This is a genomic window from Mycolicibacterium vinylchloridicum, from assembly GCF_013404075.1.
In the GTDB taxonomy this organism is placed as follows: Bacteria; Actinomycetota; Actinomycetes; order Mycobacteriales; family Mycobacteriaceae; genus Mycobacterium; species Mycobacterium vinylchloridicum.
In genome coordinates this window covers 1-12593 of record NZ_JACBJQ010000039.1, presented here as the reverse complement: position 1 = coordinate 12593, position 12593 = coordinate 1, and the positions used below count along the sequence as shown (strand labels likewise).

Here is a 12593-nt window from a genome sequence, read left to right as displayed (position 1 = left end):
TCGCTTTCTGCACGATGCCGATCACGGTAGGGGCGCCTCACCACATGTACGGGATCAGGCGCGAGCGGACCTTCTGGGTGTATTCGCGGTATCCGGCCAATTCGTCACCGAGCAGTTTCTCCTCGTCGTGGATTCGCGCGGCCAGCACGGCCACCCCGGGCATGACGAATGCGAGTGCCCAGAAGGAGCCGAGGGCAAGCGGGAGGCCAACGAGGATCAGAACGTTGCCCGTGTACATGGGATGGCGCACCAGGCCGTAAAGACCGGTGCTGACGACTGTCTGGCCCGTTTCCACCTGGACAGTGGTCGATGCATAGGTGTTTTGAACGGCCACCATCACCGTCACGACCAGGCCGCTGCCCGCCAGAAGATTGCCGAGCACACAGAGCGGCACCGGCACCGATGACCAGTCGAAGCGGTGATCGAGGGCGCTCACCACGCATATCGCGACCAGTGATCCGTAGAGGCCGAGCATGACCATCTTCTGTACAGCCCGTGCTTCGGCGATCGGCCCGCTGCGCATCCGCCGTTGCAGGACAACCGGATTGGTGATCTGCAGGTAGATGCTCGGGAACCAGGCCGTGAGGGCGAACACCGCCAAGAACGCCCACCCCTGCCAGTAGTTGAACGTGCCTGCCGGGATGAACAGCAACAGCGCGATCGCGACGAGCTGACTGAAGCCCAAGGCGGCCACTCTAAGAACTGCGTTCACGATCCTCCCAATCCTCTGTTCTGCAGCGCGTGCCGCTGGTGCCGCTGCAGCGGTGATCACTCATGTGGGGCTAGGCTGGCGCGTCGCTGCTCGTCGGTGCGAGCTTTTCGCACAACAACTCCGCGAGACCTCGAATGGTTCCGACCGCGAGGTCGCTTGACGTCAAACGCACCCCGGTCTCGGCTTCGAGGCGAGTCCGTAGTTCCAGGGCGCCCAACGAGTCGACGCCGTACTCGGCAAGTGGTCGGTCAGGCTCGATATTGCGGCGCAGGATCAGACTCACCTGATCGGATATCAAGTGCCGCAACCGGGCGGGCCATTCTGCCCTTGGCAGCCCGCTGAGCTCCTCGAGCAATTTGCTTGTGTTGGTTTGGCTTTCTCCGGCGAGGTTGAATGCCTCCGCGAACGGAGTCCGCTCGGCGAAGTCCGTCAACCACGAGCTGCCACTCGTCGGCGCGTACCCGGTGTACGCGCGGTCGTACCGCAGCAGCGTGTCGAGCGCGTACGCGCCCTCGTCGGGAGCGATGGCCACGCCCGCGCTCTCGGCGAGATCCGTGGCCCGCCCGATCTGAGACCATGGCCCCCAGGCGATCGCGGTGCCCGGCAGGCCCTGAGTCCGCCGCCAGCGGGTGAACGCATCCAGCCAGCTGTTGGCCGCGGCGTAGGCGCCCTGGCCGGGAGCGCCGACCAGCGCGGCCGCCGACGAGAACGAGCAGAACCAGTCCACGGGCTGATCGGCGGTGGAGTTGTGCAAATTCCATGCGCCGTAGACCTTTGGTGCCCAGTCGCGCTCGATCAGCTCGTCGGTGATGTTGGGCAGAATGGCGTCCTCGATCACCGCCGCCGCATGAAGCACACCCCGTACCGGCAGCCCGGTGGCGGTGGCCGCGTCTACCATCTTCTGCGCGGTGCCCGGATCGGCGATGTCGCCGCAATGCACGACGACCTCGGCACCCAGCGCGCGGATCAGTTCGATTGTCTCCAGCGCCTTCAGTGTCGGCTGCGAGCGGGAGGTCAGTACGATACGTCCGCAGCCCGCTACGGCCATCTTCTCGGCCAGGAACAGCCCCAAGCCGCCCAGGCCGCCGGTGACCAAGTAGGCGCCGTCGCGGCGGAAGGTGTTGGCCTGCTCCGGCGGGACCACGACGCTGCTGGTCTGACTGCGCGGAATCTGGAGGAGCAGCTTGCCGGTGTGCTGGGCCGCACCCATCACCCGGATGGCTGTGGCGGCGTCGCCCAACGGATACTCAGTGTGCGCGGCGGGTGGCAAATCGCCCTGTGCTACAAGCTGATACACCGTTCGCAGTAGGTCGCCGATCCGTTGAGGATGACTCAGCGACATCAGCGCCAGGTCCACATAGTAGAACGTGAGATTCCGCCGGAACGGGAACAGCCCCAGGCGGGTGTTGCCGTAGACATCGCGTTTGCCGATCTCGACGAACCGCCCGCCGGTGGCCAGCAGTTCGAAGCCGGCCCGCTGGGCAGCGCCGGTCAGCGAGTTGAGCACGATGTCTACGCCGTACCCGCCGGTGTCACGGCGAATCTGGTCGGCAAAGGCGATGCTGCGTGAGTCGTAGACGTGCTCGATCCCCATGTCGCGCAGCATTTGTCGGCGTTCTTCGCTACCGGCGGTGGCGAAGATCTCGGCGCCGGCCGCTCGCGCGACCCCGATAGCGGCCTGGCCTACGCCGCCGGTTGCGGAGTGGATCAGCACTCGGTCGCCGGCCGCGATCCGGGCCTGTTCGTGCAGGCCGTACCACGCGGTCGCGGTCGCCGTCGCCACGGCGACTGCCTGATGATCGGTCAGCTCGGGAGGAAGTGTGACCGCCAGGCGTGCGTCACATCTGACGAATGTGCCCCAGCATCCGTTCGGCGAGAAGCCGCCGACGCGGTCACCGACGCAATGGTCTGTGACGTCGGGGCCGACCGCCGTGACCACGCCGGCGAAATCCATTCCCAATTCGGGCAGGCCGCCGTCGATGGCGGGGAAGAGTCCCATCGCGACCAGCACGTCGGCGAAGTTGATGCTCGACACTCCGACAGCGACCTCGATTTGTCCTGTTCCTGGTGTAACACGTTCGCTGGCAACCAGTTCCAGTGTCTCCAGGTCGCCGGGTGTACGGATCCGCAGCTGCATTCCCTGGGAGTCGTTGTCGGCGACGATGATCTGTCGTTCGTCGGGTCGCAACGGACTGGGCCGCAGGCGGGCCGCGTACCACGTACCGTTGCGCCAGGCGGTCTCGTCTTCCTTGGATCCGCATAGCAGTTGCCGGCTGAGTTCTTCGGCGTCGCCGCTGTTGTCGACGTCGATCTGGGTAGCGTGTAGGTGCGGATATTCGGCGCTGATCACCCGTACCAGGCCGCGCAGACCGCCTTGTTCCAGATTGACCACGTCGTCGGCCACTACGCTCTGGGCGCCGCGGGTGACGACGAAGAGGTGAGGGATGTGGCCCGACGTCTGGGCCAGCTCGCGGGTGATGCGCGTCAGATGCTGAACGTATTCACGGCCCACCACCGGGGTTTGGTCATGACTGCCGTTGGTCTTCGGTCCGGCGAGGATCACCACGCCGGTGACTTTCCCGGAGCGAAGCTGTTCGGCGAGATGTCCGGCGTTGGAGGCGTGGTCGGCGTTCGACGGCCAGCACATGGTGCTGCATTGAGCGCCTTGGGTTTTCAGCGTATCGGCCAGTGTCGAGCTGAGTAGGTCCGCAGTGGGGCTCGTGTTGATCAGCAGCCAGGTTCCGGCGTCGACGTGCGATGGTTCCGGCAGCTGGCACTGCTGCCATTCGATGGTCAGCAGTCGCTGGCTGAGCACCCGATCTTGTTGGGCCTGTTCGGATTCCCCGGTACCGCAGCGCAATCCCCGGATGCTGAGCAGGACCGTGCCGTCCTTGTCGAGCACGTCGAGATCGGCCTCGATCCCGGCGGAATCGATCTGGGTGACTCGGGCGTGGCAGTAGTGGGCGTTTCGTGCCGGTCCGTAGGAGCGCATCCGGCCAACTCCCAGCGGTAGGCCCAATACGCCGGCCTGGATCTGCGGACTCGCGGCAACCGCCTGGAAGCAGGCGTCCAGCAATGCCGGGTGCACGCTGTAAGCGCCTTGTTGCATGCGGAGCTGGCGGGGCAGCGCGACCTCGGCCAAAACCGTTGCATCGTCGCTGGTGTGGATGTCACCCAGGCCGCGGAACGCCGGTCCGTACTGGACGCCGAGCTGGTCGAGCCTGTCGCGCACCTGGTCGCCGTCGGTGCGGTGTGGATGGGCCACCCTGAGCGCGGCGATATCATATGCGGTCGGTCCGTGATCGGCGGCAATGTGCAGGGTCGCGCTGGCCTGCCGCGTCTGGCGCCCGCCGTCGTCGGCCTCGACGAGGAAGTCGACGACACCGGGGGACGACAGCCATGCCGACGCAGCGAGGGAGGTCTGCGCATCGAGCAGCAGCGCGTGCTCGAAGCGGATGTCGCGGACCTCGACGACCTCCCCGACCACCATGTGCGCCGCGGCCAGGGCCATCTCGCAGTAGGCCGCACCTGGGAGTACCGCCACGTTGCGAACTGTGTGGTCGGCGAGCCAGGGCTGGGTTGCGGTGCCGACTTCGGCCTGCCACACGTGGCGCTCCGGCTCCTCCGGTAGGCGTACGTGAGGGCCGAGGAGCGGATGCACGCTGACGGTGAAATCGCCATGCGCCGGGGACTCGTGACCGTCGCGGTCCAACCACAGCCGACGGCGTGTCCACGTAGGCAAGGGCGCGTCCACCAGCCGCCCATCGGGATACAGAACGGAGAAGTCGATTTCGGCTCCGGCACTGTGTAATTGGGCCACCAAGCCGCGTAGCCCGTGAGGCATCGTCTGCTCGCGGCGCATGGCGGCGAAGGTGGCGACCGACGCGTCTAGATTGCCGGCGGTCCGTTCGATCGCGTGGATGAGCATCGGATGTGGTGAGAGTTCGGCGAACACCCGGTACCCGTCCTCCACGGCAGCACGCGCCGCCGCGGCGAACCGCACCGTATTGCGCAGATTCTTCACCCAGTACTTTCCGTTGCACACCGGTTCCTCGCGCGGGTCGAACCCCGTGGCCGAGTAGAACGGAATCTGCGGTGTAAGCGGTTTGATCTCTGCGAGAGCCTGGCCGAGTTCGTCGAGGATCGGCTCGACCAGAGGGGAGTGTGCGGCGACATCGATGACGGACTGGCGGACCATCAGGTCCCGCTCTTCCCACGTCGCCATCAGTTCGCGAACGGTCTGGTTAGCGCCGCTGATCACAGTGGATTCCGGTGAGGCGACCACGCCGACGACTACGTCCTTGACGCCGCCGAGTGTCAGCTCCGAAAGCACTTGCTTGGCAGGCAGTTCCACTGACGCCATGATCCCGGTACCGGCGAGGCGAGACATCAGCTGCGACCGCCGGCAGATGACCCGAACCCCGTCTTCGAGCGACAGCGCACCGGAGACCACGGCTGCGGCGACCTCACCCATCGAATATCCGATGGCGGCACTGGGCCGTGCACCGCAGGCCTTCAGGGCGGCTGCGAGCGCGACCTGCACGGTGAACACGGTTGGCTGCAGTTGAGCGTCGCCGCTCACCACTTCCGGTGCCGTCATCGCCGCGGTAACGGAGAACCCCGATTCGGCCGCGATCAGCGGCTCGAGCTGCGCGACGGTGGCCGCGAAAACCGGCTCCGTTTCGAGCAGCTGTGCGCCCATCCGAGCCCATTGCGAACCCTGCCCGGAGAACACCCACACGGGACCGCGATCGTCGTGGGCGAGCGCCGCCGGATACGGCGTCTCGCCGCCGGCGACCTCGAGCAGCGTCGCGGTCAATTCCGGCCCACTGCTGGCATGGACAGCGGTGCGCACCGGGCGGTGCGCGCGCCGGCGGGCCAGGGTATAGCCCAGATCTGACAACGCCACGTCGTCGTGTGCCTGTATCCACTGGGCGAGCCGGCCGGCGGAGCGCCGCAGCTCTTCGGCCGAAGTCGACGAGATGGGGAACAGAAGTGGCGCCGCCGGCGCGTCGCTGCGGCTCAGGTTCGAGCTTTGCGTCGCCTGGGGTTCGGGGCCTTGTTCCAGGACGGCGTGGACATTGGTTCCGGACACCCCATACGACGATACTGCCGCGCGGCGCGGGTGTTGTCCGCTGGTGGGCCACTCGGTGTTCTCAACGGGCACAAACAGTTTCGTGGAAATTTTGGCCAGGTCGTCCGGGAGGCGGGTGAAGTGCAGATTGCGCGGAACGACACCATTCTGCAAGGCGAGGATCGTCTTGATCAGGCCGACGACACCGGACGCCGATTGCGAGTGGCCGACGTTTGTCTTGACCGATCCGAGCGCGCAGGGAGCATCGACGCCGTAGACCTCGCTGAGGCTGGTGTACTCGATCGGATCACCCACCGGGGTGCCAGGGCCGTGCGCCTCGACCAAGCCGACGGTGTGTGGGTCGACGTCCGCGGCGGCCAGGGCGGCCCGGTACACGGCAGCCTGCGCGCCAGCCGACGGTGTTGAGGTGTTAACGGTATGGCCGTCGTGGTTTGCGGCGGTCCCACGGATGACCGCGAGGATCCGGTCGCCGTCCCGGAGTGCATCGGGCAGGCGCTTGAGCAACACCATCGCGCAGGCCTCGCCAGCGACATAGCCGTCCGCCGCGACGTCGAAGGCGCGGCAGCGTCCCGTAGGAGACAGGTGGCCTGCCGCGGTCCCCGCGATGAACTTCCGTGGGTCCAGGAGCACGTAGGCGCCACCGGCGAGCGCGAGATCGCTTTCGCCCTGGCTCAGGCTGCGGCACCCCATGTGGATTGCCAGCAGCCCAGACGAACATGCGGTGTCGACTGCCATCGCCGGACCGTGAAGACCGAGCGTGTAAGCGATTCGTCCGGCAGCCATGCTGAACGTGCTGCCTGAGAACCCGTACGGGCCCTCCATCGCGTCACTCTGTGCCGATACCAGCTGATAGTCGGAGTGCGTTAATCCGGTGAACACACCGGTCAGTGAGTCTCTCACCGCCGCAGGAGTGAGCCCGGCATGCTCGACGGCTTCCCATGATGTTTCCAACAGCAAACGGTGCTGCGGATCGAGGGCGGCAGCCTCGCGCTCGTTGATCTCGAAGAACTCAGCATCGAAGCCGGCAACGTCGTCAAGGAACGCACCCCACTTCGATGCGGTGCGGCCCGGCACATTGGCCTCGGGGTCGTAGTACTCGTCGTTGTCCCAGCGATCCCGCGGCACCTCGGTGACCAGGTCATCGCCCCGAAGCAGTGACTCCCAGAGTTGCTCAGGGGACTCGATACCGCCAGGTAACCGGCATGCCATACCGATGACGGCGACCGGAGTGGTCGATTGTGAGCTCATAGGGGCTGGGGAATTCGCCGCGCTTGAGCTGCTTGGCCGATCATCGATCGCACCGAATGAAACCATCCCGTCTCCTCAACAGCAACGAAGCCGCAGTCCAGTCCGTTGCTTGACTCACCTTTGGTTCCCCCGACCCAGGCAAGACGATTATTGACGCAGACGCATCGTCGCGGGGTCAAGTTTGCTTGATTCACAAGTAAGTGCACTCCAGGAGAGTGCTGGCAGGCGCGTTGCAGCAGCACCCCGCGTCGAGGGGTCTGCGCCGCCTGCGATGGCTGACGAAGGCGTCACTTAACTTCGCTGTTCGAAAGTGGCGTGGTGAGGGGTCCTGATAGCTTGCTTGCCGTGACACAGGCGATTGAGGCATCGATTCCTGCCCTGCTGCGCGAACGCGCCAGCATGCAACCGGATGACATTGCGTACACCTTCATGGACTACGACCAGGACTGGGCCGGCGTCCCGGTAAGCCTGACGTGGCCGCAGTTGTATCGGCGGGTTGCCAATTTCGCCCGTGAACTCAGCGTGTCCGCGTCGCCGGGCGATCGCGCCATGATCATCGCGCCGCAGAGCCTGGAATACATCGTTGCGTTCCTGGGATCGCTGCACGCCGGGGTCATCCCGGTTCCGTTGTCGGTGCCGATGGGCGGGGTCACCGACGAGCGGGTCGACTCGGTGATGCGCGACGCGTCACCCGTTGCCGTTCTCACCACATCCGCCGTCGTGGCCGAGGTGAGCCGCAGCATCGTCCCGCAGCCCGGGCAGGCACCACCGGCCATCATCGAGGTCGACTTGCTGGATCTGGACGCCCCGCCCCGGCCCGGCGCTCCGGCGATGTACGAGAACGACAATCCGCACGCCACTGCGTATCTGCAGTACACCTCCGGTTCGACCCGCTCACCGGCTGGCGTGATGATCTCGTACACAAACCTTTTCACCAATCTGCAGCAGATCACCACCGATTACTCGCGGCATGCCGGAGTGACCCCGCCCGACCTGACGTTCGTGTCGTGGCTGCCGTTCTTCCATGACCTGGGATTGATCCTGGGCGTTTGCTCGCCGATCGTCCTGGGAACCAGCGCGGTTCTCACGAGCCCGGCCTCGTTCCTGGTGCGCCCGGCGCGGTGGATGCAGCTGCTGGCGACCAATCCGTGCCCGTTCACCGCCGCACCGAACTTCGCGTTCGATCTGGCGACGCGCAAGACCTCCGATGAGGACATGGCCGGCCTCGACCTGGGTGGTGTGCACACCATCCAAAGCGGCGCCGAGCGGGTCCAACCCGCGACGATCAAGCGCTTCACCGACCGGTTCGCCCGCTTCAACCTGAACGAGGCGGTGATCCAGCCCTCCTACGGCATGGCCGAGGCCACGCTCTACATGTCGACCCCGCGGCCGGAAGATCCGATCAAGGTCGTGCACTTCGACACCGATGCCCTGACCGCGGGTGAGGCCAAGCGGGTCGACGGTCCGGACGGCACGCCGTTGGTCAGCTACGACGGCCCGATCAGCACCCGTTCACCGCTGTTGCGGATCGTCGACCCCGATACCCACAGCGAAGTTCCGGATGGGAAGACCGGCGAGATCTGGTGTCATGGCGACAACGTCAGCATCGGCTACTGGGAAAACCCCGAGGAGACCGCCCGCACCTTCGGCGCCACCATCGTCGGGCCGTCGGCCGGGACGCCGGAGGGGCCCTGGCTCAGGACGGGCGACGTCGGCTTTGTCTCCGATGGCGAGCTGTTCGTCGTGGGCCGCATCAAGGATCTTCTGATCATCTACGGCCGCAACCATTCTCCTGACGACATCGAGGCGACGGTCACCGAGATCACCAAAGGCCGGTGTGTGGCGATCGCCGTTCCGGACGACGATGTGGAGAAGCTGGTCGTCGTGATGGAGGTCCGCAAGCGCGGCGACTCCGATGAGGAGGCCAAGCAGCACCTCGACGCCATCAAACGCGATGTCACGACCGCGATCTCGAACACCCACGGCATCGCCGTCGCGGATCTTGTTCTGGTGGGCGGGGGTTCGATTCCGGTCACCACCAGTGGCAAAGTCCGGCGCCAGGCCTCGGTGGACTTGTATCAGCGCAAGCAGTTCGCCCGCCTGGACGGCTGAACTACGGCGTTCCGTTGCTACCGTCGGCGCCATTGGTGGCCGAACCACTTGCCGCCCAAGCGGTTCCGCCGGTAGCGCCGAGACCGCCTGCGGTGGTTCCGTTTCCACCGTCACCGCCGGCGCCGCCGACGGAGTTTCCGAGGCTGTAGTTGTAGGCGAGCCCGCCCAGGCCGCCGGCGCCGCCGGTGGTGGTGCCGTCGCCGCCGGCACCGCCCTTGCCGCCGATGGCGTTACCCGGCGAGACGACGCCGGGGATCAGGCTCGCTACCGACAACAGGTAGTCCCACAAGGGGTCGCTCGAGAGATCGGCGGTGCCGCCCGCTCCGCCGTTGCCGCCTGCCCCGTTCGTGCCGATTCCGCCGTCGCCGCCGGCACCGCCGATCACGCTTCCCGGGTGGTAGAAGCCGGTGAAGTAGCCGAAGCCGAAGCCGATCACGGAGCCACCTGCGCCGCCGTTGCCGCCGGTTTGGCCGTCTCCGCCGGTGCCGCCGTTGCCGCCGCTCCCGCCGATCAGTCCGCCGGTCCCGCCCGCGCCGCCGTCACCGCCGACCCCGGCCGGGTTTGCTCCACCGGCTCCGCCGTCGCCACCGACGCCGAACAGTAGGGCCGCACCGCCGTCTCCGCCGGCCCCGCCCTCGGCGCCGTCGCCGCCGTTGCCGCCGTTGCCGATCAGCCCGCCTGCTCCGCCGTTGCCGCCGGCGCACCCGCCGCTGTCGACGCAGGTGGCGTCGGTCCAGGAATAGCCTTTACCGCCGCTACCCAACAACCAGCCGCCAGCCTGTCCGTCCGGGTTCGTCGCGGTGCCGTCCGCGCCGTTGCCGAGGATCGGGCGGCCCAGCCATTCGTTGGTGACGAGCGCGGTGATGATTTCGGGGAGGCTGATCTGGACGGTTCCCGTGCCCCCACCGCTTTGGGCGTAGGCGACGATCGCACCGATGATGTCGTTGAGCGTCAGGTTCGGCGGCGTGGCCGGTGTATCCGCCGCCGTCACGGTCTTCGCTGTTCGTGCACTGCCAGCCTGTGCGGCGGTGGACACCGAATCCGTGGAGGTGGCCTCGGCCGGAGTGGGCGAGGCCTGATCGTCCGCGGCGGGCGTGGTCGAGGACGTGGTCGAGGACGTGGTGACCGTGCGTTTTGCGGTCGTCGACGGTCTCGAGTCGGACCGGCCGGTGCTCCCCGCCTTGGAGCCGGCTTTCGACGACGAGCGGCCGGAGTTTCCTACCTTGGGACCGGTACCGCTGTGGCTCGATGATGCGGAGTCGCTGCCGGGGGAGTCGGCGTGGGCGACTGCTGTTGCGCCGGCCAGCGAAGTGCAGACACCGACGGTGAGAGCACCCGCTCCCAGCCATAATGAGAATTTGCTGGGTGGCTGCTGTAAGTAATGGTCGGCAGCGGCACGCTGCGGTCGGGGCATCGCCCGGTGTGCCGCGCGATGCCGTGCAGCCATGGTTTGCTCCCATGTTCGCCAATGCTCTGAGCGTCCACATGGTAGCAATGCGCGAGCCGGGGCCATGGCAAACTCTCGATCGCCAATTTTCCGACGGGGCCCGGATCTCGGTGGTTATGCCCGCTGACGTCGTGCTGATCGGGAAATTCGGTCTGGGAATGAGACGACGCGGTTATTTGCGGTGCACGCGGTCATGTTCGATATGCGCACTTTTCCGGCCGCCGGGAGCCGGCGGAGCAACGGCGATCAGGTGCCACCCGCGCCCCCGGTACCCGCCGTGCCGCCGGTCCCGCCGCCGCCGCCGTTGACCCCGGAGGGGGCGCTGCCGGCATTACCGGTGCCGCCGGCGCCGCCGGCCTTGCCCGCGCTGGAGCCGGCCTTGCCCGATCCGCCGGTGCCGCCACCCCCACCTGATCCGCCAGTACCACCGATGCCACCGGACCCGGAGCCGCTTCCGGTGCCGCCGGTCCCACCCACGCCGCCGACGACACCGTTGCCGCCGGCGCCGCCGATGCCGTTCGCACCGGTACCGGCACCGCCTGTTCCGCCCTTTCCAGCGGTGCCGCCGGTGCCGCCGGTGCCGCCCGTTCCGTTTCCACCGCCGGCATTGCCGCCGGTACCGCCGACGCCCGCGGTGCCTCCTGTTCCGCCGCCGCCACCAGTGCCGGTGCCGTTGGCGGTGCCACCGTTGCCGCCGGCGCCCGCGGTGTTCGCATTTCCGCCGGCGCCGCCGGACCCGCCGTCGGTGCCGGTCCCGCCGGCGCCACCAGACCCGCCGGTGCCACCGGTGCCGCCCTTGGCGCCGGAGGTGTTGGCTCCGGTGCCGTTACCGCCCCTGCCGCCGGTGCCGCCGGTGCCGCCGGTGCCGCCGGTGCCGCCGGTGCCGCCGCCGACCCCCGAGATGCCGGCGCCGCCCGAGCCGCCGCCGCCGGCGTTGCCGCCGGTACCACCGTTGCCACCCACCACCGGAGCGGTGATGCTGTTGGTGCCGATGTCGCCCGTGCCGCCGTTACCGCCGTTGCCGCCGAGGCCGCCGGCGCCGCCGGTGCCGTTGGCGCCGCCGTTGGTGCCGGCACCGGCCGCACCGCCGACGCCGCCCTTGCCGCCGCCGCCACCGGCATTGCCGTTCCCGCCGTTGTTGCCGGTGTTGTTGCCGCCGGTTCCGCCCGCACCGCCGGTGCCGCCGACGCCGCCCTGACCGCCCGCGCCGCCGCCGACGCCGCCGATACCGGTTCCGCCGGTGCCGCCTGCGCCCGCGGCTCCGCCCTGTCCGCCGGCGTTACCAGCGGTGGGTGCCCCGCCGCTGGTGCCGTTGTTTCCGGCGCCGCCGGTTCCGCCGGTGCCGCCGGTCCCGCCTTGGCCTCCGGTGCCGTTGGTACCGCCGTTGGTACCGCCGGCGCCGGCTGTACCGCCGGTACCGCCCTTGCCGCCGCCGCCACCGTTGGCAGCGGCGTCGCCTGTGGTGGTGTCGGTTCCGCCGGTTCCGCCGGTGCCGCCTTTGCCGCCGCCGCCGCCTTGCCCGCCGGTGCCGCCGCCGACGCCGCCGATGCCGTTGCCGCCGGTTCCGCCTGCGCCGCCGTTGCCGGCCGCGCCGCCGGAGCCGCCCGTACCCGGCGTTCCGCCGGTCGTACCCGCGCCGCCGCCGCCGCCGGCACCGCCGGTGCCGCCGTTGCCGGCCGCACCCGCACTGCCGCTGGTGCCGCCGTTCGTGCCGGCGGTACCCGCCGCACCGCCGTTGCCGCCGATTCCGCCGTTGCCACCGACCCCACCGGCGCCACTGGTCGTGCCGGTGTTGTTGCCGCCCGCGCCGCCGTTGCCGGCCACACCGCCGACGCCGCCCTGACCGCCGGTACCGCCGCCGACCCCGCCGATGCCGTTGCCGCCGGCGCCGCCTGCCCCGCCTGCCCCGCCGGCCCCGCCGGTGCCGCCGGTGCCGCCTGCGGCGGCCGTCGTGCTGCCCGTGCCCGCGGTACCGGTAC

5 protein-coding genes are annotated in these 12593 nt (G+C 68.4%); 1 reads left to right on the top strand and 4 read right to left on the bottom strand.

Annotation, left to right across the window (positions count from 1 at the left end):
* Nucleotides 1-37: 37 nt before the first annotated feature.
* Together HPC46_RS25220 and pks2 are read right to left on the bottom strand one after the other, a co-directional pair.
* Nucleotides 38-712, bottom strand: a complete 675-nt coding sequence (locus HPC46_RS25220) for a methyltransferase family protein (protein WP_179474928.1) — start codon at nt 710-712, stop codon at nt 38-40.
* Between the two features lie 70 nt (nt 713-782).
* The gene (gene pks2, locus HPC46_RS25215) at nt 783-7055 is read right to left on the bottom strand and encodes a sulfolipid-1 biosynthesis phthioceranic/hydroxyphthioceranic acid synthase (protein WP_179474927.1); all 6273 of its coding nucleotides are present in this window, start codon (nt 7053-7055) and stop codon (nt 783-785) included.
* A 345-nt stretch (nt 7056-7400) separates the two neighbouring features.
* Here pks2 and HPC46_RS25210 point away from each other — a divergent pair, with 345 nt between their 5' ends.
* Nucleotides 7401-9167, top strand: coding sequence for an AMP-binding protein (locus HPC46_RS25210; RefSeq protein WP_179474926.1), 1767 nt, complete (start codon nt 7401-7403; stop codon nt 9165-9167).
* Between the two features lies 1 nt (nt 9168).
* Here HPC46_RS25210 and HPC46_RS35600 read toward each other — a convergent pair whose 3' ends face one another.
* Together HPC46_RS35600 and HPC46_RS35990 are read right to left on the bottom strand one after the other, a co-directional pair.
* Entirely contained in the window at nt 9169-10614 is a 1446-nt protein-coding gene (locus tag HPC46_RS35600) for a PGRS repeat-containing protein (RefSeq protein ID WP_179474925.1), read from the bottom strand.
* Between the two features lie 246 nt (nt 10615-10860).
* Nucleotides 10861-12593 (bottom strand): hypothetical protein (locus HPC46_RS35990; RefSeq protein WP_179474924.1); only part of this gene is annotated, 1733 nt, incomplete at its 5' end.

Excerpts from the sequence above, each read along its gene's own strand:
- pks2 (WP_179474927.1), bottom strand. The coding sequence starts at position 7,055 with ATGAGCTCACAATCGACCACTCCGGTCGCCGTCATCGGTATGGCATGC.
- HPC46_RS35600 (WP_179474925.1), bottom strand. The coding sequence starts at position 10,614 with ATGGCTGCACGGCATCGCGCGGCACACCGGGCGATGCCCCGACCGCAG.